The sequence below is a fragment of the Paraburkholderia diazotrophica genome (assembly GCF_038900755.1).
Taxonomy (GTDB): Bacteria; Pseudomonadota; Gammaproteobacteria; order Burkholderiales; family Burkholderiaceae; genus Paraburkholderia; species Paraburkholderia diazotrophica_A.
The window spans coordinates 132,073-158,491 of sequence record NZ_JBBPEN010000004.1 but is presented as its reverse complement, the minus strand read 5'-3'; the positions used below and the strand labels follow the sequence as shown (position 1 = coordinate 158,491).

The following is a 26,419-nucleotide window of genomic DNA, read 5'->3' as shown; positions in this document are numbered from 1 at the left end:
GCATGTAGCTTGCAACAAGTCCGTCACGCCGCGCCGGCACTCGAAACAAACCGCTCGCTTTCGAATTGATCGGACGGCAAACCCGAATCGATTGCGATCTGTTCGGCGGCACGAATCAGCGGGGCCGGTCCGCAGACGTAGATATCCGGCTGAGAAGCCGTGTTAGCCAGCGCAGCGGACAACGCATCGGCCGGTGTGCCGCTGAAGCCATCCCAATCCGCTTCGGGCTTCCAGACGCACAGATCGACTTCGAGTTGCGGCAACTGCGCTTTCAGCGCTTCCAGTTCGTCTTTCAGGAACAGTTCGTTTTCCTGATTCACGCCGAAAAAGAGCCGCGCGTCGTGCATTTCCTGAAAGTCGGCCATGCGGCGCAGCATCGACAGCATCGGCGCCACGCCCGTGCCGCCGGCGACGAACCAGCGCGCGCGAAAACTCCCCTCGCGAATGCCGAAGCCGCCCATCGGTCCGCGGACCATAAGCCGCTGACCCACCTCCGCGCGCTCGCGCAGATAAGTCGAAAAGCGGCCGTTAGGCTGCAATCTGATCAGAAATTCGAGCCGTCCGTCCCAGTTGCTTGTGTTCGCAAGCGAATAGGGGCGTCGCTCGTCGCTGCCTGGGATTTCGATTTCCATGAACTGCCCGGGTTCGAACTCGGCGGCGTTGCCGCCCTCGGCATCGGGAGAAATCGCAAGTTTCAGGCGCACCGTGTTCTGCGCGATCGTTTCGAGGCCCACGATCGTCGTCGAACGGCGCGGCACCGCCTGACGCAGCACTTTCGTGTGATCGTACGGAACGCGGATGCGCAGATCGCTGCACGGCGTGGTCCTGCACATCAGGATCGCAGTCGATTGACCCGCCGAAAGCGCATCGGCGTTGTGCTCACTCATCTGATAATCGCCGTGCGTGACGGACGCGTGGCACGCGCCACAACTGCCCTTCCTGCATTGCGAGGGCAGCATGATATTGGCTTGCGCCGCGGCCGTGAGCAGATCCTGATCAGGCGCACAGTCGAAACTCAGCTGCTGCTCATCGCGTGTCGTGAGCTGGATTTGGAATGTCATGAAATTCTGCGCAAGGAAAAGCCAGGCGCCCGACGACGCCCGGCGTAGGAGACTCAGGCTGCCTTGCGGGCAAGCGCGGCGGCGAGATCCGCAGTGGCGTCGCCGATCGGCTGAATACCGAACTGCTCGACCAGGATCGTGAGGATGTTCGGCGTCAGGAAGGCAGGCAGCGTCGGTCCGAGGCGGATGTTCTTGATGCCGAGCGCGAGCAGCGTCAGCAGCACGGCGGCCGCCTTCTGCTCGAACCACGACACGATCAGCGACAGCGGCAGATCGTTGACACCGCACTCGAACGCATCGGCAAGCGCCATCGCGATGCGGATCGCCGAATACGCGTCGTTGCACTGCCCGAGATCGAGCAGACGCGGAATGCCGCCGATGTCGCCGAACTCGTGCTGGTTGAAACGATACTTGTTGCAACCCAGCGTCATCACGACCGTGTCGTTCGGCGCCTGCTCGGCAAACTGCGTGTAGTAGTTGCGGCCAGGCGCGGCGCCGTCACAGCCGCCGATCAGGAAGAAGTGCTGGATCGCGCCCGCTTTCACCGCGTCGATCACCTTGTCGGCGACACCGAGGACAGCGTGGCGTCCGAAGCCCACGGTGATCGTCTTTTCGGGAGGCGTCTCCTGGAACCCCGGCAGTGCCTTCGCCGCCTGAATCAGCAGCGAAAAATCGTGATGCTCGAGATGCCGCAGACCTGCCCAGCCCACCGGTCCCGTCGTGAAAATACGCTGGCGATATTGCGGCCGCGGTTCGATGAGGCAATTGGACGTCATCAGGATCGGGCCAGGGAAATTCGCGAAGTCCGACTGCTGATCCTGCCACGCGCCGCCAAAATTGCCGGCGAGGTGCGGATACGCCTTGAGCTTCGGATATGCGTGGGCCGGCAGCATTTCGCCATGCGTATAGATCTGGATGCCCGTGCCTTCCGTCTGCTGTAGAAGCGCTTGCAGATCGCCGAAGTCATGTCCCGACACGAGAATGGCCTTGCCGGCGACAGGCGTGACACGCACGGCCGTCGGCTGTTGCGCGCCGAAGCGGCTCGTGTTGGCGTCGTCGAGAAGCTCCATCACCTTGAGATTCAGGCTGCCGAGCTTGAGTGCTTGCGCGAGCAACGCCTCGACATCGCTCGGCTCGGCGGCGAGGAACACGAGCGCCTCTTCGACGCCCGCGTAGACTTCTTCGCTCTCCTTGCCCAGCATCTGCGCGTGATGCGCGTACGCGCACACGCCCTTGAGACCATAGATCACCAATGCGCGAAGTCCGATGACATCCGCGCCCACCGTCTCGATGCCGGCATTGATGCCGACCGTCTGCGCCTGTGCAAGCAGACCGGCGAGATCGCCAGCCGGTTGCCATGCGGCCGGGCCAGCAGGCTGCTGGATGGCTTCCCCTGCGGCCTTCGCTGCGTCTTCATAGGCCGACCGTACCCGGTCGCGAAGCTGGGCCGCTTCTTTCAGCATTGCGACGAAGCGGCTTGCGTTGAAGTTGACGTTGGTCAGCGTCGTGAACATCGCGTAGAGAACGAACCGATCCGCTTCGCGATCTGCATGCCCTGTCGAACGCGCAAGCGTGTTGTATTGCGCGAGGCCCTTGACGGCATGCACCAGCAGATCCTGCAGGTCAGCCGTCGTCGCGTCCTTGCCGCAATTGCCCCTTGAAGATGCACAACCGGGCTGGACACCCGTGCAGTCCGTTTGTTCACATTGGTAGCAAAACACAGTTTCTCCGTTCTGGTTCAGGCGTTGATAAGGCGTGCTATCGCACAGCATTAAGATGCACCACATAAGTATGTTTTCATTATCAAGATATGAAGGCTTGTTGATCATGATCTGGATCAGCGAATGCAGGCGAGACCGCTTCGTTCCGCCTTCAAAGGGCTGATCGCGAACATTTGTCGCACCCGGTTGAACGAGGCCTGTGCAGCGATGAATGGGGAATGTGCTCTGCTTCTATCGGATTAGCGTCAACTGCTCCTTCCTTCGCTTCTGTCGAAGGCCGATCATGAGCCGTACCTTTAGTTGACCCTGATGGAGAGAGCCATGGAAATCCTCAAGCTCATTCGTATCGTTTTGTGGAGCTTTTTCGGCGTGCGCAAAAGCGCTTCGCACGAGGCCGATTTTGCCAACGTGAATATCGTGTTGCTTCCGTTCGTTGCCGTCGTCCTCGCGGCGTGTATCGGCGGCACGATCTTCACTCTCGTACACCTCGTTACACACGCGACACCTACGCTTCAAGGCTTCTGATTCTCGCGACGACAGCCAAGATCGAAACGAAAATAGCGCGTCACGCTCCGCTGATTTCACGACGTGCGAATCTGCACGATGCAGATTGCCTTCGAGAGGCGACTGGATAATCCAGCCTTCCTTCTCGAAGAGCACGTTGAACCTGCCGCCCCGCCGCCCGAACGACGACCATTACGTCGAGCCGTCGTCTTGCCGCTCGCCGACCGACTTTCCGCGCGCATCGCAACAGCCGGGGCATCAAGCACAGACCTGCTTCCACGCGAACAAGAACGCTGATCGACGCCGGATCAACCGCGTAAAGCGAACTGCGACGGCGCAATGTTCCCTGTCACGCAGATGTCACGTCAGGTACGCAAAGATATGCCCCCACTGCGCAGCCTGTTGCGACCGCCCGCGCATCGCCGCCATACGCTATGCTTCGCGCAAGCCTCTTCGATCGCTTCCCTCGTCCTTGGACATCCAGATGAAACGCACCGAACCGCCCTCTTCTCCGCCCGTGAATGAAGACGCCGATCCCGCGCAGACACCCGAGCGCCCCAGCCGCCGCCACTTCCTCGGCGGAGTCGCGGCTGTGGCGATGGGCGGCGGACTGGCAAGCTGCGCATTGCCGCCATCGCGCGAAGCGTCGGTGACGGGCGTCGCGGCCGGACCGCAGTTCGATCGCGCGTTGCGCTCGAAGGTCAAGACGATCGTCGTGATCTACGCGGAGAATCGCAGCTTCAACAATCTGTTCGGCAATTTTCCGGGCGTCGAGCGGCCGCTCTCCGCCGTGAAGCCGGAAGACTGCGTGCAGCGCGACCGCGACGGCAAGACCGTATTGCCTCGCCTGCCGAAAGTGCCGGGCGGCTGGCTGCTGAAGGATCAGATCGCGGACGGCGTTCCGTATAAGGCCGGCGAGCAATATCAGACCGATCTGCCGAACGCGCCGTTTGCGCTCAAGGGGCCGCACGGCGAGAACCTGCCGCTGTCGCTCGTCACGCATGACCTGTGGCACGTGTTCTATCAGAATCAGATGCAGATCAACGGCGGCAAGAACGATATGTTCGCCGCGTGGGCGGACTCGGGCGGCTTCACGATGGGTCACTACGCGAACACGAGTTACGACCTGCGCCTGTGGGATCTCGCCAGCGAATACGTGCTGTGCGACAACTACTTTCAGGGTGCGTTTGGCGGCTCGTTCCTGAACCATCAGTATCTGGTCGCGGCGACACCGCCCGTGTATCCGAATCCGCAGCAGAGCATTGCGAAGGGGCAGATTGCGGAGACCGTCAGCGGACGCCCCGACGACCCGAATCTGAAACCGCTCGCCGCGTCGCCGAACAGTGCGATGGATGGCGTCCCCAAGTTCGGCCCGAGCGCGCTGACGCCGCCTGAAACGCTCGCGGACGGACGCGCGATCAGCTATGCCGTCAACACGATGATGCCGCCCTTCGCGCCCACGCCATACAAGGTCGGCGCGAACGGCGTCGTCGACCTGACGCAGGACAGCAACGCGATGGCCCTGCCGCCGCAGACGCACGAGCACATCGGCGACAAGCTCGACAAGCGTGGCATCGACTGGGCGTGGTACGCGGGCGCGTTCCAGCAAACGCTGGAGATGCACGGCAAGAACACGAACGACGGCACGCCGGTGATACCGAACTTCCAGTATCACCATCAGCCGTTCAACTACTTCGCCAATCTCGGGCCGGGCACTGCCGCGCGCGAGAAGCATCTGCGCGACGGCGGCCTCGGCGACGACGAGAGCACCAATCGCTTCCTCGCCGACGCGCGCGCGGGCCGGCTGCCCGCCGTCACGTTCTACAAGCCGCAGGGCAACCTGAACATGCATGCGGGATACGCGGACGTCGCATCGGGCGATCGCCATGTGGTGCACGCGGTGAAGGCGCTGCGCGCGAGCCCGCAATGGGAAAACATGGTGGTGATCGTGACCGTCGACGAAAACGGCGGATGGTGGGATCACGTCGCTCCGCCGAAGGGCGACCGCTGGGGTCCGGGCACGCGCGTGCCCGCGCTGGTTGTCTCGCCGTTCGCGAAGAAGGGCTATGTCGATCACACCGTGTACGACACGGCGTCGATCCTGCGCCTGATTACGCGCGTGTTCGACCTCGAGCCACTCGACGGCTTTCGCACGCGCGATGCCGCGATGCAGTCGCGCGGTCAGCCGGTCATGGGCGATTTGACCAACGCGCTCGATTTGTCCGCGTAACGAGAGCATCTGCGCCGGCCGCCACGCGTTGCCAAAACGCGTGGCGCGAGAACGTCGTCCGGTATTCTTCAATGCTTGTGATGACGGATTTCCCGGGCAGCGCACACAGCGACAAATACGCCGACAAGGGCAGCGCCCACGGCCAGCGATTCGTCCAGACGGCTCGAATTGGCGTGCGTCTGCGCGTACATCCAGAGAGCGGCCGCGATCGCCGCCATCACGGCCCCGAAAATCAGGCCCCAGATCGGCCCAGCGCTATGCGTCGGCAATGTGTGGGATTTCTTCATCGCCCTTACCCGTTGAAACGTTCCCGATTGGCTGTACTTGTTATGTGCATCGACGTGTTCACGCCCGACGTACTGCAAGCCTACGCCCGTCAAAAAAGCGTTACAACAGGTGTTGCCGCCAGGTCACGGCAATGATCGCGTGTTGAATCCGTCATCGCGGCGAACCGCTATAGACAACACCGCCTCACAACAATGGATTTTTCGTCAGCCGCTAGCTACCCCGCAAAACGCGGTTCCGGCAGGCCGCGCACGCCAAGTCCACGGACCGCGAAGAGGCCGCCCTTGTCGCGTTCTTTCTGCGGAATGCCCCACATCGGACGGCCCATCGTCGTCACATAAAGAACGTCGAGCTTCGGCCCGCCGAACATCACGCTCGTCAGATTGCGCACGGGGAACGGCACCGTGCGGTCGAGTCTGCCGTCCGGCGCGAAACGCAGAATGCGCCCGCCGAATACGAGCGCCGACCAGATGTAGCCTTCTTCGTCGACGGTCGCGCCGTCGAACGTGCCCGCCATGTTGCGCGCCGATGCGAACACACGGCGATTCGACACGCCTCCCGTTTCGATGTCGTAGTCGTATGCGTACATCTGCTTCTCGTACGTGTCGGTGAAATAGAGCGTGCGGTTGTCGGGGCTCCAGCAGGGTCCGTTCGAACAGCTGATGCCGCTGTCCAGCCGTGTGATCGCGCGATTCGTGTCGAGCCGGTATAGTCCGCCGCTGCGCGTCGGGCGCTGGCCGCGATCGGCGTCGAAGCGATCGAAATCGTACGCCATCGTGCCCGCGATAAAACGCCCCTTGCGATCAACCTTGCCGTCGTTGAAGCGCGTCTCGGGATCGTCGCTTTCGGGATCGCCGATCGGCTCGACGGTCTGCGCATCGAAGTCATAGAAGTGAAGCCCGTTCGCGAGCGCGACGACGGCGCCGCCCTGCTCGCGCAACGCCATCGATCCGATATGCCGCGGCACGAAATAGCGCTTCACATCGGAGCCATCCGCGCGACAACTGTAGATTTCCGCCGCCGTGCTGTCGATCCAGTAAAGGCGCTCTTCGCGCACGTCCCACAGCGGCCCCTCGCCCAGGTGATTGTTCGCATCGACCAGCAAGCTTGTCTCGACCATCGTCATCTCCCGCTTCGTTTGCGTGATGTATCCGCGATGCCGTCCGCCGCGCATCGCACGTTGCACAGCGTCATTCGTCGTCGGATCTCGCCGCGAGCGCTCGCCGATGCGCAAGCAGCGCCATCAGCCGCCGGTCGCGCCATGCGCTGCGCGCCTCGATCTGATCGCGCGGCAGCACGTCGCGACGCTGCGCGTCGAGCGCGGCGACGACATCGGCGTGCCATTCGAACGGCACGCGCGTGGCCGCGATCGAGCGATACGTGCCGCCGTAGCGTTGTGCGTAATCGGTCACGCCACCGGGCGCATTCAGATCGATCGTCTCGAACGGGCCCATGAACGACCAGCGCAGGCCGAGCCCGTCGCGCATCACCGTATCGAGATCCGCCGCATCGGCGTAGCCCTGCTCGAAGAGGCTCAACGCCTCGTCGAGCAACGCGCCTTGCAGACGGTTCAACAGAAAGCCCGGTATCTCGCGGTTCACGACGACGGGCTTCTGCCCCGCTTCCTCGTAGATCGCGCGGGCGCGCGCGAGCGTGTCGGGCGCGGTCCACGGCACGCCGCACAGCTCGACCAGCGGCACGAGCGACGGCGGATTCACGGGATGCGCAACCAGACAGCGCGCGCGGCTCGCGAGCCCTTCGGTGAACGTCGACGCAGGCAGGCCCGACGTCGAGCTCGCGAGCAGCGCATCGGCGCGCGTCATCTGGTCCAGCTTTGCGAACAACGCGCGCTTGTCGTCGACCACTTCCGCGATGTTCTCCTGCACGAGATCGGCGTCGCGCACCGCGTCGGCGAGCTGTGCGCAAACGGCTATCCGTTCGACGATGCGATCCACCGGCTCATCGACGAGCCCGAACGACGCCAGGTCGCGCACGCTCTCGCGAATCGCGGGCACGGCCCCTTCCAGCTTCGCGGGCGCTGCGTCGTGCAGATTCACGCGAAAACCCGCGCGCGCAAAGACGATCGCCCACGCGCGGCCGATGCGGCCCGAACCGATCACTGCAACCTGTCGCTGCGTCATTGTGCTTTCTCCCATTGATCAGGCTTTCTTGTCGCGCAGCGTGATGACAGCGGCCAGCACGACGAGTCCGTTGATGATGTCGCGCACGGCGGGCGGCACCGTCGTGCCCGCGAGCAGCGTGCCGAGCGCGGTCAGCAGCAGCGCGCCGCCGAACACGCCGAGATAGTGGCCGCGTCCGCCCGTGATCAGCGCGCCGCCCACGACGACGACGGCAATCGACGGCAGCAGGTACGGGTCGCCCATGCCAAGAAACGCCTGGCTGCTGAAGCCCGCGAGCAGCAGGCCGACGAGCGCCGAGCACACGCCCGACAGACAGTAGACGGCGATCAGCGTCGGCCCGACGCGCACGCCCGACAGCTTCGCCGCGACGGGCGAATTGCCGACGGCATACACGCGCCGGCCAAACGCCGTGCGATGCAACAGCAGCAGCGCGAACGCGAGAAACACGGGCACGCACCACGCCGCGAGCGACAGCCAGCCCACGCGTCCATTCGTGAACGCACTGAGCGCGGAAGGCGCCCAGCCCTGCGGCGAGCCGTTGCAGTAGATCAGCGTCAGCCCTTGCAGCAACCCGTTCGCCGCGAGCGTGACGACGATCGGCGGCAACCCGAGCACGACCACGCCCGCGCCGTTGAAGATGCCGACGAGAAGTCCCGCGCCCAGCACGACGGGCACGGCCCACCAGGCCGCGTCGTTGACGCCGTGCGTGAGGCCCGTGAGCAGCACGCCCGACAGCGTGATGAGCCACGGCATCGACAGATCGAGACCGCCCGTCAGGATCACCGCGCCCTGGCCCAGGCCGAGGATCGCGAGAAAGAGCGTCAGCGTGAGCAAGCTGCTATAGAAGTTCGCGCTCGCCAGCACGCCTGGACCGTAGACGAAGCCCGTCAACACAATCACCGCGACGAACAGCAGATACGCGGGCACGACGTAGCGCGCCCATTCGCGATTGCGTTCGATCCAGTCGGCGACAAAGCGGCCTGTTAGCTCCGTGTTTTCGACCGCGCGAAAATCCGTGACGGCGAAATCGACGCGCCGCGCGCGCCTGTCGTCTTGCGCGCGGCTGTGCGTACGCAGCGCCTTCACGCATTGCATCAGGTAACGCGCGCTTTCGTGCGCCGCGGACTGCTTGCCGATCGACGAGCCGAGTACGGCGAGGATCAGGATCACGGCTTCGGCGATCGTCGTGAAGAACGCCGACACGTTGAGCACGAGCAGGATGTTGACGGTGATCATCAGCGTCATCGCGGCGAACACCGTGCCGACGCAACCGCCGCGTCCGCCGCCGAGCCGCGTGCCGCCGAGCACGACGGCCGTGAACATCGACAGCAGCAGCGGCCTGCCGACGAGAGGATCGGCGGAGCCCGTCTGCGCCGACACATAGAGGCCCGCCGCCGCGTAGAACATGCCCGCGATCGCGTAGGTGGCAATCCGATAGCGCGTGACGGGCAGGCCGTTCGCGTACGCGCTGTCCGGCTCGCTGCCGAGCGCATAGATGCCCACGCCGAGCCGCGTGCGCCGCAAGAAAGCCCAGACGGCGAGCGCCGCGATCAGCACGCCCGCCGACATCGGCAGCTTGTCGGGGATCAGGTCGGCCGTGAGCGCGCCCGCGAACTGGTCGCCGATGCTGCCGCCCGGCTTGTTCTGGATCAGCAGCGTCATGCCTTGAACCATGAACATCGTCGCCAGCGTAACGACAATCGATTGCAGCCGGAACCACGCGATCAGCGCGCCGTTCACAAGGCCAATGCCGCCGCCGATCGCGAGTATCAACGCGACGCCCGCCCACTGCTCGAGCGGCGTGCCCTGCACGAAGCGCACGGCGAGCACGTTCGCGAGCGATACGACGGCCGATGCCGACAGGTCGAAGCCGCCGCTCAGCACGACGATGGTCTGGCCGACCGCGGCGAGCGCGAGCGTCGTGCTGCTCGAAATCACGGAGCCGATGTCGTAGAGGCCCACAGGTGTCGCCGACAGCGCCACCCACGCGATCATCATCGCGGCGAGCGCGCCGATCGCGATGATCAGCCCGCGATGGTGATCGATGCGCGCACCGAAGCCGACGCGCGCGCCCGGCCGCGCGATCTCGCTTTCGTGAGACGCAATTGCATTGTTCATGAAATCCCTCTCGTAGAACGATGGATCAGGCCGGTCTCAGCTCGACAGCATCCTGCGCATCACGTTCTCTTCGGTGAGCGCGTCGCCTTCGAGTTCGCCTGCGTGCCGGCCGCGATAGACCACCGTCACGCGATCGCACACGTTGACGAGCTCGGGCACGTCCGTCGAATAGAACAGCACCGAGCCGCCCGCAGCCGCGAACGCGCGCATCAGCACGAAGATCTGATGCTTGGTGCCGACATCGATGCCGCGCGTCGGGTCGAACATCAACCACACGCGGCTTTGCGTGAGCAGCCATTTCGCCATCGCGATCTTCTGCTGGTTGCCGCCCGAGAACGACAGACAGGGCTTGTACAGCGCGCGCGGGTTGACTTCCATCTGTTCGAGCGAGCGACGGATCGCGGACTGCTCGCGCTTGCGGTCGATCAGTCCGAAACGCGTATAGCGGCGGATCATCGGCAGCGAAATGTTCTCGCCGCCCGGCAGACGCAGGAACAGCCCTTCCGTCTTGCGATCCTCGGGCAGCAGCGCCGTCGATACGCCCGCCTTCAGCGAATCGGCGGTCGATGTGAGCGTGACGGGCTTGCCGTCTATTCGAATTTCGCCCGCGTCGATATACGTCGCGCCGAAGAGCGCCTCGAACAGTTCGCGCTGCCCCATGCCTTGCAGCGCCGCGATGCCATGCACCTCGCCCGCGCGCAACGTCAGGTCGAAGTCGTTCACCATGCCGTCGACGCGAATGCCGCGCGCCTCGATCGCGGGCGTCGCGATCTTCGCGGGGGCCGTCACCTTCGGCGGATACTTCGCGTCCATCGAGCGGCCGATCACGAGCCGGATTACTTCGTCGTCGGAGATGTCGGCGGCGTCGAACGCGCCGACATCCTTGCCGTTGCGATACACGGTCAGGCTGTCGCAGAACTCGCGCACTTCCTGCATCCGGTGCGAGATGAACACGAAGGTCACGCCGCGTGCCTTCAGTTCGTCGATGCGCCGCGCGAGCCACGCGACGTCGCGACCGGACAGCGCCGAGGTCGGCTCGTCGAGCAGCAGCACTTGCGGCTCGCGCGCGATCGCCTTCGCGATCTCGATCTTCTGCCGCACGGGCAGCGACAGATCGCGGATGTACGCGCCGGGACGGATGTCGCCGAGCTCCAGCCGCTCCAGCCACCCGGCCGCCTTGCGCAGCGCGTCGTGCCGCTTGATGCGGCCGAACCAGCCCGTCGGCTCGTAGGCCATCAACAGGTTCTGCGCGACGGTCAGATCGCGTACCAGCGTCATCTCCTGGAACGCGGTCTGCACGCCGGCGCGATGCGCGTCCTTCGGGCCGTGCATCGACACCTCTTGCCCCATTACGCGCATGCTGCCTGCGTCCGGCCGCATCAGGCCGGACAGCAGCTTGACGGTGGTCGACTTGCCCGCGCCGTTCTCGCCGAGCAGCGCGTGAACCGTGCCGCGCTTCACGCGAAACGATGCGCCGTCGAGCGCGACGGTTGCGCCGAAGCGCTTGACGATGCCGGCGAGATCGATCGCGAGACCGCCTTCCGCCGCGCTCGCCTGCATGCTCATGCTTGCCATCGGAATACCTCCGTTGCGGCGAGCGTCAGTCCTGCTTGCCGCTCAGCGCCGCGTTGAAACCGACCTCGCGCGTCTCGTCCGAATAGATGTCCGCGAACCAGCCCGGCGGCACCTTGTCCGGCGCAAACGCGGAGCAGCCCGCCTTCAGCTCGTCGATCGAACCCGTCTTGCACAGCTTCGACTGCGCGCTTTCGACGAGCGGCAGCTTGAGCGTCACGCGTTGCGGAAAGTCCTTGCCGTCGAGCTTCGCCACGGCGAGCTTCAGCGCCATCGCGCCGGAGTACGGCGGCGCGCCGTACGAAATCGACCGGTAGCCGATCGAGCGATACGTGCCTTCGCCTTTCACCGTGCCGGGCGGCAACATCTGCACGCGATGTCCGTTCGACGATTCGCCCGCGCACGGCTTGATCTTGTCGTCGGCGATGCCCGCTTCGAGTTGCATCGATGCAGCCGTGAAGCAGCCGACCTGCATCCACAGGCCGTCGATCTTGTCCCAGCTGTTCGTCGCGAGAATCTTCGACAGTTCGGTGCGCGCCGTGGCCTGGCTCCACATGCCCGTGCCTTCCGCGACGATGTGAATGCCCGGGTACTTCGCGAATACGGCTTTCGCGGCCTCGGTGCGCGCGCGGTCGACCGACGTGCCCGGCACGCCGTTGATCAGCACGATGTTGCCCTTGCCGTTGATCGTCTTCGCGAGCCATTCGGCCGTAACGGTGCCCGCCTGCTTCTGGTCGATCGTCACGTTGTGCGCGCACGGCTCGGTGACTTCGCCGTCATACGCCGCGACCACCACGCCCTTCGAGCACGCGTTGCGGATCGCGCGGTTGAGCGCCGTCGGCGAAATCGGATAGATGACGATCGCCTTCGCGCCCGCCTGCACCATCGAGTTGATCTGCTGGATCTGCTTCTGCGCGTCGGTGCCCGCCACTTGTACTTCGAGATCGACCTTGTCCTTCAGCGCCGGCGTTTCGGCCATCGCCTTGACCATGTTCGCGGCTTCCGTCTGCCAGTCGTTGCCGACGTAGCTCATCGACAGAAAGATCTTGTACTTGCCGGCGGCAACGGCATTGCCGGAAAAAGCGAGTCCGCCGGCCAGCACGGCTGCGAACGCCGCCTGCCCCGCGCGGCGGATGATGCGGGTCACTGCTTTCATGTCTTCCTCCAGTACCGTCTTTGTTTTTCAGGGTTGGACGTGCGGCAAGCGTGATTCACGCGGCAGGACGATGCCTGCCGAACCGGGCACGACGTTGGGATCGTGTCCGGGGATGACGAAGTCGGCGATCTGGCGAATGCGCCTGAGCGATGCAAATTCCGCCTGCGTTTCGTGGACGATGCCGACGGGCACCAGATCGACGATGTTCTCCATGCAGTTCGCGCAATCGCCCGCGATCAGCACAACGCCGTCTTCCGTATCGACGGCAACGGACTGATGACCGGGCGTATGCCCCGGCGTCGGCACGACGCGCACGCCGGGCACGATATCCGCGATGCCGTGGACGAACTGCCAGCGAAACCATGCAAGCGGCTCGCGGCCGATCAGGAACTCCTGGTAGTACGTCGCCTGCGTCGGCAGCGGATGGCCCGCGTATTCCCATTCGGCCGCCTGGATCACGAACTTCGCGTTGCGAAAGAGCGTGTTGCCGCCGGAGTGGTCGTAGTGCAGATGCGTGTTGATCACGATATCGACGTCGTCCGCGCTCCAGCCGACGTACTCCTTCAGCGCGCGTTCGAGCCGCTCTTCGGGCGCCTGTTCGCACGGGCACACGAAGTTCGAGACCCACGCCGGATCGTGAATGCCCGTATCGACGACAATCTTCTTCTGCGCGCCGACGATCGCCGTCGACCACACGGGCACGCGGATCGACTGCCCGAAATAGCGCCCGTAAACTTGCGACGAGCGGTCGACCGTCAGCCAGCCCGTCGGCATCGCCACGACCTTCAGACGTGGCGCAGATGCGCTGCTCATGATGGCCTCCGCGCGTCAGAAGTTGGTTTCGCTCGCGCCCTTGAGGCCCAGCATCGCGCGCGCTTCGGCGGGCGTCGCGATATCGAGCGAGAGCCCTTCGATCACCAGCCTGATCTTGCGCACCTGGTCCGCGCTCGATTCGGCGAGCTTGCCCGGCTCGATCCACAGCGAGTCTTCGAGACCGACGCGCACGTTCGAACCCTGCGCGACGCCCATCGAGCCGAGCGGAATCTGGTTGCGGCCCGCGCCGAGAATCGACCACACGTAGTCGCGGCCGAACAGGCGATCGGCTGTGCGGCGCATGTGCATCAGGTCTTCAGGATGCGCGCCGATGCCGCCCAGCAGACCGAACACGCTCTGCACGAAGAACGGCGGCTTTGCGAGGCCGCGATCGACGAAATGCGCGAGGTTGTACAGATGCGAGATGTCGTAGCACTCGTACTCGAAGCGCGTGCCGTTCGCGCCGCACGACGTCAGGATGTATTCGATATCGGCGAACGTGTTCTTGAAGATCAGGTCGCGGCTGTTCTCCAGATGCTTGCGTTCCCAGTCGTGCTTGAATTCCTTGAAGCGCTCCAGCATCGGATAGAGGCCGAAATTCATCGAACCCATATTCAGCGATGCGACTTCGGGCTTGAAGTGATGCGCAGGCTTGAGCCGTTCGGCGACTGTCATGTGCGGACTGCCGCCGCTCGTGATGTTGATCACCGCATCGGTTTCGGCCTTGATGCGCGGCAGGAATTGCTGGAACACCGCGGGGTCCTGCGTCGGCCGTCCGTCGTTCGGATCGCGTGCGTGCAGATGCAGGATCGCCGCGCCTTCTTTTGCGGCTGCGAGCGCGGCGTCGCCGATCTGTTGCGGCGTCACGGGCAGATACGGCGACATCGACGGTGTATGAATCGCGCCCGTCGGCGCGCAGGTGATGATGACCTTGCGTTTGCTTGCCATGTTTTCCTCTTCGCTGGATGACGTCAGAGCACTTCGACGTTGCCGCACACGGAGATCGCCTGTCCCGAGATGCCGCTGCCGCCAGGTGAGCACAGAAAGAGCGCAGTGGCCGCCACTTCTTCGGGCGTCGTCATGCGCCGCAATGAAATCTTTTCGAGGTACTGCTTCTCCATCTCGTCGTATGAGAGGCCGAGTTGCTGCGCGCGCGCGGCGATCACGCGCTCGATGCGCGGTCCCTTCACGATGCCGGGCTGGATCGTGTTGACGCGTATGCCTGCGGGCCCGAGTTCGATCGCGAGACTTTTCGTCAGGCCGACGATGGCCCATTTGGTCGCCGAATAAGGCGTGCGATACGCGTAGCCGAGGCGCCCCGCCACCGACGACAACGCGATGATCGCGCCGCCATCCGGCGCATTGCGCAGCAACGGCACCGCGCGGCGCGCGAAGTAGAACTGCGCGTTCAGGTTCACGTCGATCGTGTTGTCCCACTCGTCCGGATCGAGCTCATCGACGCCGCCCGTCGGCCCGGCGATGCCCGCGTTGTTCACCAGCACGTCGAGTCCGCCGAGTTGCGCCTGTACGTCGGCGAACACGCGTTCGACGGCATCGCGATTGGACACGTCGGCGAGCGTCGCCGTGATCGCGCCCGCGCCGCCGCTTTTGCCAGGATTCGCCTCGTCCGTTGCGAGCGCATCGATGGTGTCGCTGCTCGCGTCGCATACATGCACGCGCGCGCCGGCCTCGGCGAACGCGCGGGCGATCACGAGCCCGATACCCGATGCGCCGCCCGTGACGAGCACGCGCAAACCCGCGCGCGGTTGCAACATCTGTGTAACCGTCATGCTTGTCTCCATTGTTGTGATGCGGTGAAGCGTGTCAGGCGCTGGCCGCTTCCCTGCCCTGCAATCGCTCGGCGAGGTCCGCCGCCGCCTCGCCGATGTCCTGCGCGATGCCTGCGCGCGCGCCTTCGCCATCGCCGCGCCACAGCGCTTCGACGATCTTGCGGTGCGCGTCCATCGAGCGGCGCATGTGCGGAATGTCAGGGGCGACGAGATTGAGAAACGGTCCGATGCGCAACCAGAGGTTCTGGATGGTCGCGAGCGTGAGGTCGCTCGCGCCGTGCGTGTAAATGGCGATGTGAAACTGGAAGTTGCTGCGCAGGTAGGCGGCGACATCGCCTGCTTCGACGTTGGTGTCCATCGCGTCGTAGATCGCTTGCAGCTCGGACAGATGCGCCTGCGTCATCCGCGACGCTGCGCGCTTCGCGACACAGCCTTCGAGCGCGATGCGCACGTCGCGCAACTCGTCGAGCAGTTCGAGCGTCATCGGCGGGACCATCAGCGCGCGCGCCGGCCCGTCGATCAACGCGCCTTCGGCTTGCAAGCGCGTGAGCGCGGCGCGCACGGGCATCGTCGACGAACCGACCGCCTCCGCGACGCTGCGCAGGCTCAGCAGCTGTCCGGGCGCGAACCGGCCGATCATGATCGCCTCGCGCAACTGCGCGTAGACCCGGCCTGCCATCGTCTCGCGCGCGACGAGTTCCAGCTCGGGCAGCTCGCCACGGGGTGAGCGTGTCGCCATTCAGGTGTTCTCCTGTATTGCGATCTGTGACCTGTGATCACAGTTGCGTTGAGAACAGTGTGCGTCGCGAGGATCGATGAGTCAAGCCAAGCTTGACCAGGGTTAATACGCAAACGGTTTTGAAGGGATGGGCGGCCAGTTCGCTTTTGGCGTCATCGGTTCGCGCCTGGATGACCGCGCTTTGCGATAAAGCGCGCATCGAGGGAAAGGTGGTTATGTGGTTGTGCGATAAACCGATCTACAAGCACGCGCGGGCTAGCGACATTTGAACCACCAGCCCGCGCGGAAGCGGACGGAACAGCCGTCACGCCAGCGACTCACGCGCGTCGCGCCGACGGTTCCAGCTGAGCCACACCGACAGCAGCGCGATGAACACGAAAACGATCGACACGTTCATGAAGAGTTGCGCGATCGGCAGATGCATCGCGAGCAGCACGCCGCCCAACACCGATCCGGCGACCGATCCAAGCTTGCCGATTCCGATTGCGGACCCGACGCCGGCAGAGCGCAGCATCGTCGGATAGACCATGCCCGCCACTGCGTAAAGAGCGAGCTGGCAGCCGATCACGCAGACGCCGCTCATGAACGCGGCGCCATACAGCCAGGCCGCGGGCATCGGCATGCCGAGCGAAACGCAAACAGGAAGGCCCAGCAACGCGAGCAGCAAGATCACCGCGATGCCATAGCGGTCCACGCAACGGCTCAACGCAAGCGCGCCGACCGTGCCGCCTACCGGGAACATCATCGCCGCTTTCGCTGCCTGCGCGGACGGCAATGCGCTCGTGCTGAACAGGATCGGCAGCCAGTTCCGCGCTGTCGGCGCGCTTCTAACGATAACGACTGCGCACAGCGTGCCGCCGTCCGCATAAGGACCACTACATTGAGACCCAAGACCGCCATCCCTTCGACCGCGCAAGGCGCGGAACTGCCCGACCTCGAACGCTTCCGGCTGCGCCGCTTCCTCGCTTCGCTCGACGAAACGGAACTCGAACGCGTGAAGTACACGATTTGCCTGACTCAGGACGGCAACGGCATCTTCGTCAAGCAGACTGTCGCTGATGATGACGCGGGCTTGGTGCAGGAACAGCCCGGCCGCGATCAGCAGACCGAAAGTCATGACGAGGTAAAGCACAATGAAGCGCCAACGGTCAGCGTTCGCGGCTTTGTACAGACGGGCGGGCAACGTGCCCCCAAGCATTTGGGCATCAAATGTCTAATGACAGAGGGGCGAGCCGATGCCGGCGATTCGGGCAATACCCGTCATCGCGATATGTGCCGCTCAGCGCGGCTTCAGTTCGACGGGCGGATCGGCGCGATAGCCGGCGCCGAGCGCCTCCGTCAATGTGATCTCCTGACTGATCGTCTGACCGTCGAGCGTGAGCAGCACGACCGTCGGCGTGTCGCTGAGCGCTTGATCGACGAACGCGTCGAACCGCGCGTCGTGGTAGCGCATTCACCGGCGCGCAGCCCGTCACCGACGACGACACGAACGCGACGCATACGATGCATCGACCTCATCGCAGATCGCGCAAATCTGATCGTGCTCTCATGTTCGTATCACCTATGAAGAAGGGGGTCGCAGGCGATGCGTCGACATGTGCGCCCGCGTGCCAGTCGGCAAGCCGGCGACCTGCCACGACAGTTCTTACAGGACCTTCGATCCGTTATTTATGCACTGCTAATGCGGTTTTTATCGGTTCATACCGGTTGCACATATGGACGTTTACGCTGCTATAGTTGGCTTCTCTTTCGCGGAGCCCGACTGAAATGTCCTGCGACGCCTGTGACCAAATGCAGTGCAGCGATGCAACCGTGCCACATGACGGATTGCGGGCATTGCACAAGCCGAAAAAGCTGCGTCCGCTCGGTCGCAGCCCCGTTGTCGTGCAGAACTACCAGTGCCGCGTCTGCGGGACGAACTGGATGCGCGAATTCGATCCGCAAACACCTGATCATCTGGAATGGGTCTGTCTGCATCACGCATCAAGCATTCTGGACCCCCTCGCCGCGCTGGAGCCGGAAGGTTCTTCCGCATCGACGGATCGCCAGAACGAAAGCACGGTCACACGCGAGCCGATCGTTGCCCACGACATCCCGCATCACGCGTTTCGGCCGGAAGCCGCGTGAGGTAGAAACAGCGGTAGAACAGAGACGGAAAGCATCTTGTCAGGTGTGCCGCGTTTCGCCGTACCTGACAACAAACACATTTAACGACGTACTCGCGCTAATGCGGCGGCGAAAGACGCCTGAAGCGTTTCCAGAGCTTTTTCAGCGTCCGGTGATCCGCGGCGACGCGTGACGCTAGAAAGCCCCGCGCAAAGGCCGCGCCCGCAGCCGTCTCGGGCGACGTTCGGGACAGCGACTTCAGAAGCTGATCGGCGACGACGGCATCGTTGCGCCAGCCGAGATCGTCCTGTAGCCGGGCCAATGCGCCGACGTAGTGTTGCACGACATGCCTGGGACAAAGCGACGCGAAGAACTCCGTCGCGTATCGCACTTTCTTCGCGGCGATGCGCGCGCGATGACGACGGCGATCGTCGATATCGGCGAGACCCTTGCCTCGCTTGATCAGCTTCCGGTGCCGGCGACGCAGCACCTCCACGGCGAACGACCTCGCAGGGCGGCTGATCGCTTCACGCTGCTCATCGGACATTCCGTCGCGCCATCCCTTGCGGCTCAACCATAGCGAGAGTTGCAGCGCGAGCCGCGTGTAGCGAACCGACTCGACGGCGTCGGCTGCGCGCTGCCGGTTCTCGATGGCGATCTTCAAGCAGGCGTCGCGTACGGGCAGCAACTCCTCGGGATTGCCGCTGGTGCCCGCATGTTCGAGCGTCGATCCCGCGAGCACCTCCCAGTCACGCGCGGCGCCGAGTTCCGAGGCGATCCAGCGCAACGCTTCTTCGAGACCGGCATAAGCGGGAATGACCGTCGCAAACAGATCGAGCGCCGAGCGCAAACGACGCAGGCCCACGCGCATCTGATGAACACTCGACGGATCATGGCCCGACACGACGCCCCGTTCGTTTGCATGAACCTGAGCGAGGCAATTGCGCACGATGCTGCAAAAGGTGTCCTCCACAGAATCGCTTTTGTGCAGATACACGGGTTGCGCCTTCACGGCCGCGCGGTGCTCCGCGATCAGCAGCGCGTAGCCGAGGTCGGCCTTGCTGCAGCGGTCGATGCGCAGCGGCACGGTGTCGAGCAGTTCAAGCGCGACGCCGTACAGGTTCTCCGGCTGCCCCTGCTTCAGCTCCAGTTCGAGCGCCGCGACGGGCAACGAGCCAGCATCGGCTTCGATGGTGCCTTCGTCGAGTGCAACTTCGATTTCATCTCCGGACTGCAAGCGCAGCGTAAAAACCGCTCGATTGATACGCGTGACAAAGATGGGCTTTAACTGGGCCGCCGTGGACTCGTCGCGGATCAGCTTCCCGCAGTCGCTTGCTTCGGGTATCGCGTCGTGCAGCAGCTTGAGATCGGGCGTATCGCCATCGACGGGCATCTCGAACTCATCCCTGTCGAACAGGCCCGCCTGCGCCGATCCTTCCAGCTTCAACGTCTGAAGTCTCTCGTCACCGACGGCACGCACGCGCAGCGAAGCCCCGCATCCGTGAAAGGCAAGCTCGGGCGTGTCGAAATAGGTGCTCGTCAGCAGCCGGGGAGCCTCGGCTGCGTTTTTAGATTGCGCAAACAAAGACGCGTGACGCAATGTGTCGAGATCTTCGATGCGGACCCGCAGCTTCAGCTCCTGTTCCATACCGGCTCCCATTTGCGCTTGGGACTATCAGGCTACACCGAATCCGCCGGATTGCGGGTCACGCGCGGATGCATTTCATGCATGTACGTGAAACCCGGCAGCGCACAGCGGCCGGGGCTCGCGCAGCAAAGAGAAGCGTTCGGGTTAAAGCTGAAAGGCCCGCACGGCCGACCGCAAAGATTCCGCCTGCGCGCGCAAGTCGCCCGACGCCTGTGCGCCGTCCTGCACGAAAGCGGCGTTCTGCTGCGTCGCGCGGTCCATTACGAGAACGGCCGCGTTGACCTGTTCGATGCCGTTGCTCTGCTCGCGCGAGGCCTCCGCGATCGAGTCGACCAGATCCGCCACGCCGCGAACGGCGGCCAGCAAATCGACGATCGTAGCCCCAGCGGCTTGCACTGCGACGCCGCTCTGGTCCACCTCGGCTGTCATTTCCTTGATCAACGCGCCGATTTCCTTTGCCGCTTTCGAGCTTCGCTCGGCGAGCGCGCGCACTTCCTGCGCGACGACGGCGAAGCCACGTCCCTGATTGCCTGCGCGCGCGGCTTCGACAGCGGCGTTGAGGGCCAGCAGGTTCGTCTGGAATGCAATGCCTTCGATCACCGATGTAATGTCGCGCACGCGGCCCGACTGTTCCGAGAGCGCGCGCATGCGCGCGCCGGCGTCCTTCGCGGCGCGGTCGCCGTCGCCGGCCTTGCCCGACGCGATGCCTGCCAGCGTGCGCGCTTGCGTCGCATGTTCCGCGTTGGCTCTGACCATCGAGGCAAGCTGCTGCATGCTCGCCGAAGTCTGCTGGATGCTCGCCGCGTGCTCCTCTGCGCTGGTCGCAAGCGTGCCCGTGCCGCTTGCGATGGATGCGCTCGCTTCGGCGATCGTATCCGTCGAGTGGCGGATCTCGCCGATCATCGAGGCCAGACGTTCGCGCATCGTCTTCATTGCGAACAATACGCTGTGCGTGTCCCCCGGCTTCACGGGCACATTGACGGAGAGATCGCCCGACGCAACGCGATTAGCGATTTCCGCCGCCGTCTGCGGCTCGCCGCCGAGTTCGCGGAACAGGCTCCTCGACATCGACGCGCACAGCGCCGCGACGACGCCCAGACCGACCACGATAAAACCGATGACGAGCAATTCGACGACGTGTCCCGCCTTTGTCGCCTGCTCGTATTCGGATTGAGCGGCCGTCAATTCGATCTTGCGCAGTTCCGCGCCTTGTTGCTTCAACGCGCGCGACAACGGGTCGACGGTTTGCGTCTGCACCCATTGCGCCTCGGCGAGGCTGTTTGCGCTCAACTGCTGAACGGCGGGCCGCAGACCCTTGTCGCGCAGATTCGCCCAGTTCGAGGCGTACTTCGTCGCGAGTTCTCGCGCGTCCGCCGATGCGCTGTTGGCGAGATACTGCTTCATCAGCGTGTCGACCTGCTCGATGCGAGCGACACCGCTTGCCGCGACCGCCTGCGTCTTTTGCGCCGACGGATCGAGAATCGCGTCGCTCACTGCAAAGACCGTTTCGGTGACGAGCTCGTTGATGGTCGAAATCGTCTGCAACGCCTGTGCACGTCCCTCATACATCTGCTGCAACGTGTCGATCGACCTCGACACACCCATCAATCCCGCCGCGCCGATGCAAAGGGCAATGACGGTAACGGCGCCAGTCAAAAGAAGAAGGCGGGTTTTGATACTTAACTTGCGCATTGGAGTCGAGGCCTACATGGCAATGCGTCGCGGGGCATGCAAGCGCGGCCGCGAGGCACGGAGAGAAGACAATCCTTTTGAAGGAACGCGCCTTCATTACGGCGCGAGGCGCGAATACTTGAATGAAGTTTTTATGACTTTGCGCACCGATGCAGTGCGTGTGATGGACTGCCGCAGGTCATCGCGCTCGACGGTCGATCGCATCGATCGCTCTCCCACACGCCTTTGCCTCGCGAGGCGCATGGCAAAATGGATACCGCCTGACGACCAGGGAGAACGTATCGTGCGGGTCCTCGTGATCGAAGACGATGTGAGCATCGCGACCAACCTCTATGACTTCCTCGAGAATGCCGGCTATGAAGTCGATCTTGCGTCGAGTGGTCACGCCGGATTGCAACTCGCGCTGGCAGGACCGTGGGACGCGATCCTGCTCGATCTTGCGTTGCCCGGAATGGATGGGCTGACGTTGTGCCGCAAGCTGCGCGAGGAAGCGCATCGCGACACGCCCGTGCTGATGCTGACGGCCAAGGACACGCTCGATGACAAGCTCGCGGGCTTCGTGCACGGCGCCGACGATTACCTCGTCAAGCCTTTTTCGCTGAAGGAGGTCGGCGCGCGGGTCAGTGCGCTGATCAAACGCTACAAGGGCCAGGTAGCAGCGTCCGTGATCCGTTGCGCGGACGTGCAACTCGATCTGACGACACTGACCGTCGAACGCGCGGGCCGCGCCATCAAGCTGCCGCCCAAATGCCTGCAACTGCTTCGCATTCTGATGCAGTCGCCGAACCGTTTGTTCAGCCGCGCCGAACTCGAAAACGAGGTATGGGGCGGGCAACTCCCTGACAGCGATACGCTGCGAACGCATGTCTATACGCTGCGCCGCGCGTTAACCGCGCCGGGCGAAGACGAGCTGATCGAGACGGTTCACGGCCTGGGCTACCGTTTCGTCGCGAGCGATGGCCATGCGTCATAGCTTGCGCTTCAAGGTCGCACTCGTCTTTTCCGCGCTGACTATCGTGCTGCTCGTCGCTCAGGCGCTAGGCGTCAAGACGCTTGCCGAGGCCCAGGAAGAAAAACTGATCACGGCGCTGATCCGCGACGACATCGCCAACGTGATGCAAGGCTATCGCGCGAATCCCGCGCTGCTGCCGCCCTTCGACGCACGCCTGAACGGATATGTGTCGGCGGCAGACCAGCCGCCTGCGGCATTGCCTGCTTCGATCAGGAACCTGTCCGCCGGCACGCACGAGATCGTGCTCGACGATCGGGAGATTCACGTCGCGGTCGTGCCGTTCGGCGCGAAACGTCTGTACCGCGTCTACAATTTCAACGTCTACGAGAAGCAGTTCCGCCATGTGATCGACATGCTGATGGCCGGCACGGGTATCTTTGCGCTGCTGACCATCTGGCTTGCGTACGGGCTGTCGGGTCTGCTGGTGCGCCAGGTGGCCGGACTCGCGCGGCAGGTCAAGGCGCTGCGGCTCGGCGGATCGACGCCGATCAATCCCGGCAAATACGATGAAGTCGAACTCGTCGGACTCGTCGAAGCGTTCAACGACTATCACCGGCGCATGGCGGACATGATCGAGCGCGAGAAGGAATTTACCGGCAATGTCAGTCACGAACTGCGTACGCCGCTCACCACGATCAAGACCAGTTGTGAACTGCTGGAACAGGATTCTGCGCCGGGCACGAAATCGCGAGCCCGCATCCAGCAGATCGAACGCGCAGCCGACAGCATGCGCGAACTCGTCAATGCGCTGCTGTTGCTCGCCCGCGAAGAGTCCACGCAGAATGTCGAGCCCGTTCGCCTCGCGCGCATGATCGAAACCGCGCTCGCGCCGTTCGCCGATCGTCTTGCCGGCAAAGGCGTCGAGACCGTGATCGACATGGACCGCGACGTTCACGTCGCGGCGAACCGGTCGGCGCTCGCCATCGTGCTGTCGAACCTCGCGGACAACGCATCGCGCCACACCGATTGCGGGCACCTATGGTTCTCATACGCGGACGGCTGGCTGCGCATCGAAGACACGGGCTCAGGCATCTCCGCGCACGCGTTGCCGCATGTGTTCGACCGGTTCTATCGGGCGAGTCCCGAGCTGACATCGGGGTACAGCGTCGGCATCGGTCTCGCTATCGTGAAGAAGATCTGCGACCGCTACGGCTGGCCCGTCGAACTGGACAGCGAGCCGGGCCGGGGCACGCGCGTCTCGTTACGTCTGCCGCCCGCGAGCCCCGGCGGCGCCGGCCCCGAGGCCCGTTACGCAGCGTCTTGACGAAAACTTCACAAGCGCTTGCGTAGCATCCTGGTCTGGAACCGCCCATGCAGCAGGCGGAAGCGAGACTCACGGATGCCGGAATGCGCCGCGCACTACCGATTGCCTTTACCTTGCTGACGGGCTGCGCCACCTATCATGCGCAGCCCATCGCGCCGACGCAGCTTGCCCGACAGTTCGAAGAACGATCCCTCGCAGCCGACGATCTGCATCGGTACATGACACGCGAGCTCGGCCACGAACTCCAGTGGCCGTTGGCGAGGTGGAACGAGCAGATGCTCACGCTCGCCGCGTGGTACTACAGCCCGTCGCTCGATATCGCGCGTGCGCAATGGGGCACCGCGAAGGCGGGTATCGACGTGGCGGCCGCGATTCCGAACCCGGTGCTCCAGTTGCCGTTCCAGTACGCGACGCCGAACCCGGGCCCTGGTGCGCCCTACGTGACGGGTCCTTCGCTCGACATCCCGATCGAGACGGCCGGCAAGCGCGGCTACCGGATGGACCAGGCGTCGCATCTGTCGGAAGCGGCGCGCCTTGCGATCGGCAACGAAGCATGGAAAGTCCGCGGACAGGTCCGTGACGCGCTGATCGCGCTATACGCAGCTCGTGAGCGCACAACCGTTCTGTCGCGCAAGGCCGACGACGAACAGCAGATCGTGCGGATGGTCATGAAGCGCAGAGCCGTCGGCGAAAACTCGGGACCCGATGTCGATGCGCAAGTGTTCGCCGGGACGCAGGCGCAAGCCGATCTGGCCGCGGCCGTCAGCGCGCGGCAGGATGCGCGCGCGCAGCTCGGCGCGGCAATCGGCGTTCCCGTCGCAGCGCTCGACGCCGTGCAGTTCGATCTCGACGCGTTCGGCACGGCACCGCCTGCGCCGCCCGCAGACGACGCACGGCGCGACGCGATCTTCCATCGCGCGGACCTGCTTGCATCGCTGGCCGAATACGCTGCCGCCGAGTCGGCGTTGCAGCTCGAAGTCGCGAAGCAATATCCGGATATCCATCTCGGCCCCGGCTACACGTACGACACGGGCACGCACAAGATCGCGTTCGGCGTGGCCGGAATCTCGCTGCCAATCTTCGACCAGAACCAGGGCGGCATTGCTCAGGCCGAAGCGAAGCGCAAGGAAGCAGCCGCGCGCACGGCCGCGTTGCAGGACTCGATTCTCGCGAACCTGGACCACGCGCTCGCGCGGTATCACGCAAGCATCGACGCGATGCGGATTTCGGCCCGGCACCTCGCGGCCGCGCGCAAGCAACGCGACAGCCAGCTCGCGAGTTTCGCCGCCGGCAACGCGGACCGCCTGACGCTCGTGCAAGCGAAATCCGACTACGAGGCGAGCGAGCTCACGCATATCGACGCCGTCGTTTCAGCCTGGCAAGCAGCGGGCGCGCTCGAAGACGCGATGCAACAACCGCTTGCCGCCGGACCACTCGACGATGCCGCGACCGGACAGGAGACACGCCGATGAAATACCGCTTTCTGTTTTGGTCCGCCGGCACGCTTGCGCTGGCGGCGGGAGCGTGCTGGACCCTCTATCAGGCTCTCTATCCGGATTCCTTTGCGACCGCTGCGGCTGCGCAGACGGCGCCGCAGTCGACGATACAGGCCGTAAACGGCGAAACGGTGATCATCGTGAGCGCCGCTGCGCAACGCGCCAGTCATATCGAGGCGACGCGGCTCGCGGCGCTCGCCGTTCGCCCCGAGCGCACCGCCTATGCGAGCGTCGTCGACTTGCAGCCGCTGTTCGACTTGCGCACCCGCCTTGCGGCCGCGCGCGCCGATCTCGACACCTTCACCGCACAGGCCGGCAACTCGCAGATGCAGTACGAGCGCAGCCGCGTGCTGTTCGACGACGACCGCAACGTGTCGCAAAAGAGCCTGCAAGATGCGCGCGCAACGATGCAGGCCGACGAGGCGAAGCGGCGGTCGGCGGAAGCTACCGTCAGCGGACTCGAAGCGACGATGAGGCAGCAGTTCGGCGATGCGCTCGCCGAATCCGCGACGACGCCCGCCTCCCCTCTCTTCCAGCGTTTGCTTGCGGGCCGCGCGGTCGTGCTGCGCGTCACGCTGCCCTCCGACTATACGAACCCTGCGCCCGCTCGCATCACGATCGATACGCCCGATGGTCAAGCCTTGCCGGCGCAGAAGCTGTCGGCTTCGCCATCGAGCGATCCGTCGGTGCAGGGCAACCCGTGGCTCTATGCGACGGACCACGCGCTGCCCGTCGGCATCCGCACGAGCGCGCACGTGCCATCGTCCGGTGCAGCCACGCCGGCGATCGTCATTCCGGAACGCGCGGTGGTGTGGTACGGCGGCCAGGCATGGAGCTATGTGCAGACCGCACCCGACCGCTTCACACGGCGCTACGTGCCCGCCGACAGCGAAGGCGATCAGGGCTTCGTCGTCACGTCCGGATTCCATGCGGGCGATGCCGTCGTCACGCAAGGCGCGCAGTTGCTGCTGTCCGAGGAACTGAAGCCGCAGGGCATCGCAACTGCGTGCAAGGACCCGCCCGAATGCGATGACTGATCTGCTTGCCAGCCTCGCACGACATGCACCCGAC

23 protein-coding genes are annotated in these 26,419 nt (G+C 64.2%); 8 read left to right on the top strand and 15 right to left on the bottom strand.

Features of this window, described 5'->3' with window-relative positions; genetic code table 11:
- Positions 1 to 23 precede the first annotated feature (23 nt).
- Together AABE10_RS14720 and hcp are read right to left on the bottom strand one after the other, a co-directional pair.
- On the bottom strand, positions 24 to 1,061 hold the full coding sequence (locus tag AABE10_RS14720) for an FAD-binding oxidoreductase (protein ID WP_342934009.1): 1,038 nt from the start codon (positions 1,059 to 1,061) through the stop codon (positions 24 to 26).
- 53 nt (positions 1,062 to 1,114) lie between these two features.
- A complete protein-coding gene (gene hcp / locus AABE10_RS14715) occupies positions 1,115 to 2,782 on the bottom strand; it encodes a hydroxylamine reductase (RefSeq protein ID WP_342934008.1) in 1,668 nt (555 codons plus the stop codon).
- A gap of 321 nt (positions 2,783 to 3,103) precedes the next feature.
- On the opposite strand from hcp, the gene AABE10_RS14710 reads away from it, so the two are divergent.
- Together AABE10_RS14710 and acpA are read left to right on the top strand one after the other, a co-directional pair.
- Positions 3,104 to 3,307 carry a DUF2970 domain-containing protein gene (locus AABE10_RS14710; RefSeq protein ID WP_342934007.1) on the top strand — a complete coding sequence of 68 codons (204 nt, stop codon included), beginning with the start codon at positions 3,104 to 3,106 and terminating at the stop codon, positions 3,305 to 3,307.
- Between the two features lie 463 nt (positions 3,308 to 3,770).
- Positions 3,771 to 5,516 carry an acid phosphatase gene (gene acpA, locus AABE10_RS14705; protein ID WP_428983319.1) on the top strand — a complete coding sequence of 582 codons (1,746 nt, stop codon included), beginning with the start codon at positions 3,771 to 3,773 and terminating at the stop codon, positions 5,514 to 5,516.
- 68 nt (positions 5,517 to 5,584) lie between these two features.
- Here acpA and AABE10_RS14700 read toward each other — a convergent pair whose 3' ends face one another.
- From AABE10_RS14700 to AABE10_RS14650, 11 genes are all read right to left on the bottom strand, one after another.
- A complete protein-coding gene (locus tag AABE10_RS14700) occupies positions 5,585 to 5,803 on the bottom strand; it encodes a hypothetical protein (protein ID WP_342934006.1) in 219 nt (72 codons plus the stop codon).
- 215 nt (positions 5,804 to 6,018) lie between these two features.
- Positions 6,019 to 6,921: an SMP-30/gluconolactonase/LRE family protein gene (locus AABE10_RS14695; protein ID WP_342934005.1), complete on the bottom strand. Its 903-nt coding sequence runs from the start codon at positions 6,919 to 6,921 to the stop codon at positions 6,019 to 6,021.
- Between the two features lie 70 nt (positions 6,922 to 6,991).
- The gene (locus AABE10_RS14690) at positions 6,992 to 7,942 is read right to left on the bottom strand and encodes a 3-hydroxyacyl-CoA dehydrogenase (protein WP_342934004.1); all 951 of its coding nucleotides are present in this window, start codon (positions 7,940 to 7,942) and stop codon (positions 6,992 to 6,994) included.
- Between the two features lie 18 nt (positions 7,943 to 7,960).
- Complete coding sequence (locus AABE10_RS14685) at positions 7,961 to 10,060, bottom strand: ABC transporter permease (protein WP_342934003.1); 2,100 nt, start codon at positions 10,058 to 10,060, stop codon at positions 7,961 to 7,963.
- Positions 10,061 to 10,096: 36 nt separating this feature from the next.
- On the bottom strand, positions 10,097 to 11,635 hold the full coding sequence (locus tag AABE10_RS14680; RefSeq protein WP_342934002.1) for a sugar ABC transporter ATP-binding protein: 1,539 nt from the start codon (positions 11,633 to 11,635) through the stop codon (positions 10,097 to 10,099).
- A 25-nt stretch (positions 11,636 to 11,660) separates the two neighbouring features.
- Positions 11,661 to 12,788, bottom strand: a complete 1,128-nt coding sequence (locus AABE10_RS14675; RefSeq protein ID WP_342934001.1) for a sugar ABC transporter substrate-binding protein — start codon at positions 12,786 to 12,788, stop codon at positions 11,661 to 11,663.
- A 27-nt stretch (positions 12,789 to 12,815) separates the two neighbouring features.
- Positions 12,816 to 13,601: an N-acyl homoserine lactonase family protein gene (locus tag AABE10_RS14670; protein ID WP_342934000.1), complete on the bottom strand. Its 786-nt coding sequence runs from the start codon at positions 13,599 to 13,601 to the stop codon at positions 12,816 to 12,818.
- A 15-nt stretch (positions 13,602 to 13,616) separates the two neighbouring features.
- Positions 13,617 to 14,549 (bottom strand): 3-keto-5-aminohexanoate cleavage protein, encoded by a 933-nt coding sequence (locus tag AABE10_RS14665; protein WP_342933999.1) that lies wholly within the window; start codon positions 14,547 to 14,549, stop codon positions 13,617 to 13,619.
- A 23-nt stretch (positions 14,550 to 14,572) separates the two neighbouring features.
- Complete coding sequence (locus AABE10_RS14660; protein WP_342933998.1) at positions 14,573 to 15,391, bottom strand: SDR family oxidoreductase; 819 nt, start codon at positions 15,389 to 15,391, stop codon at positions 14,573 to 14,575.
- A gap of 34 nt (positions 15,392 to 15,425) precedes the next feature.
- Positions 15,426 to 16,130: a GntR family transcriptional regulator gene (locus AABE10_RS14655; protein WP_342933997.1), complete on the bottom strand. Its 705-nt coding sequence runs from the start codon at positions 16,128 to 16,130 to the stop codon at positions 15,426 to 15,428.
- A gap of 304 nt (positions 16,131 to 16,434) precedes the next feature.
- Positions 16,435 to 16,875, bottom strand: a complete 441-nt coding sequence (locus AABE10_RS14650; protein WP_342933996.1) for a hypothetical protein — start codon at positions 16,873 to 16,875, stop codon at positions 16,435 to 16,437.
- A gap of 135 nt (positions 16,876 to 17,010) precedes the next feature.
- Between AABE10_RS14650 and AABE10_RS14645 the strand changes: the two genes are divergently transcribed.
- The gene (locus tag AABE10_RS14645) at positions 17,011 to 17,697 is read left to right on the top strand and encodes a hypothetical protein (RefSeq protein ID WP_342933995.1); all 687 of its coding nucleotides are present in this window, start codon (positions 17,011 to 17,013) and stop codon (positions 17,695 to 17,697) included.
- Positions 17,698 to 17,966: 269 nt separating this feature from the next.
- A complete protein-coding gene (locus AABE10_RS14640) occupies positions 17,967 to 18,257 on the top strand; it encodes a hypothetical protein (protein WP_342933994.1) in 291 nt (96 codons plus the stop codon).
- 97 nt (positions 18,258 to 18,354) lie between these two features.
- On the opposite strand, the gene AABE10_RS14635 is transcribed toward AABE10_RS14640, so the two are convergent.
- Positions 18,355 to 19,884, bottom strand: coding sequence for a CHAD domain-containing protein (locus AABE10_RS14635; RefSeq protein ID WP_342933993.1), 1,530 nt, complete (start codon positions 19,882 to 19,884; stop codon positions 18,355 to 18,357).
- A 144-nt stretch (positions 19,885 to 20,028) separates the two neighbouring features.
- Positions 20,029 to 21,576 carry a methyl-accepting chemotaxis protein gene (locus tag AABE10_RS14630; RefSeq protein WP_342933992.1) on the bottom strand — a complete coding sequence of 516 codons (1,548 nt, stop codon included), beginning with the start codon at positions 21,574 to 21,576 and terminating at the stop codon, positions 20,029 to 20,031.
- A 283-nt stretch (positions 21,577 to 21,859) separates the two neighbouring features.
- On the opposite strand from AABE10_RS14630, the gene AABE10_RS14625 reads away from it, so the two are divergent.
- The 4 genes from AABE10_RS14625 (at position 21,860) to AABE10_RS14610 (ending at position 26,385) form a co-directional block, all read left to right on the top strand.
- On the top strand, positions 21,860 to 22,549 hold the full coding sequence (locus AABE10_RS14625; RefSeq protein ID WP_342934421.1) for a response regulator transcription factor: 690 nt from the start codon (positions 21,860 to 21,862) through the stop codon (positions 22,547 to 22,549).
- Positions 22,539 to 23,852, top strand: coding sequence for a HAMP domain-containing sensor histidine kinase (locus tag AABE10_RS14620; protein ID WP_342933991.1), 1,314 nt, complete (start codon positions 22,539 to 22,541; stop codon positions 23,850 to 23,852). The genes AABE10_RS14625 and AABE10_RS14620 overlap by 11 nt, the downstream gene beginning before the upstream one ends.
- Before the next feature lie 83 nt (positions 23,853 to 23,935).
- The gene (locus AABE10_RS14615; protein ID WP_342933990.1) at positions 23,936 to 25,324 is read left to right on the top strand and encodes a TolC family protein; all 1,389 of its coding nucleotides are present in this window, start codon (positions 23,936 to 23,938) and stop codon (positions 25,322 to 25,324) included.
- Entirely contained in the window at positions 25,321 to 26,385 is a 1,065-nt protein-coding gene (locus AABE10_RS14610; protein ID WP_342933989.1) for a metal transporter, read from the top strand. Before AABE10_RS14615 ends, AABE10_RS14610 begins: the two co-directional genes overlap by 4 nt.
- Positions 26,386 to 26,419: the final 34 nt, after the last annotated feature.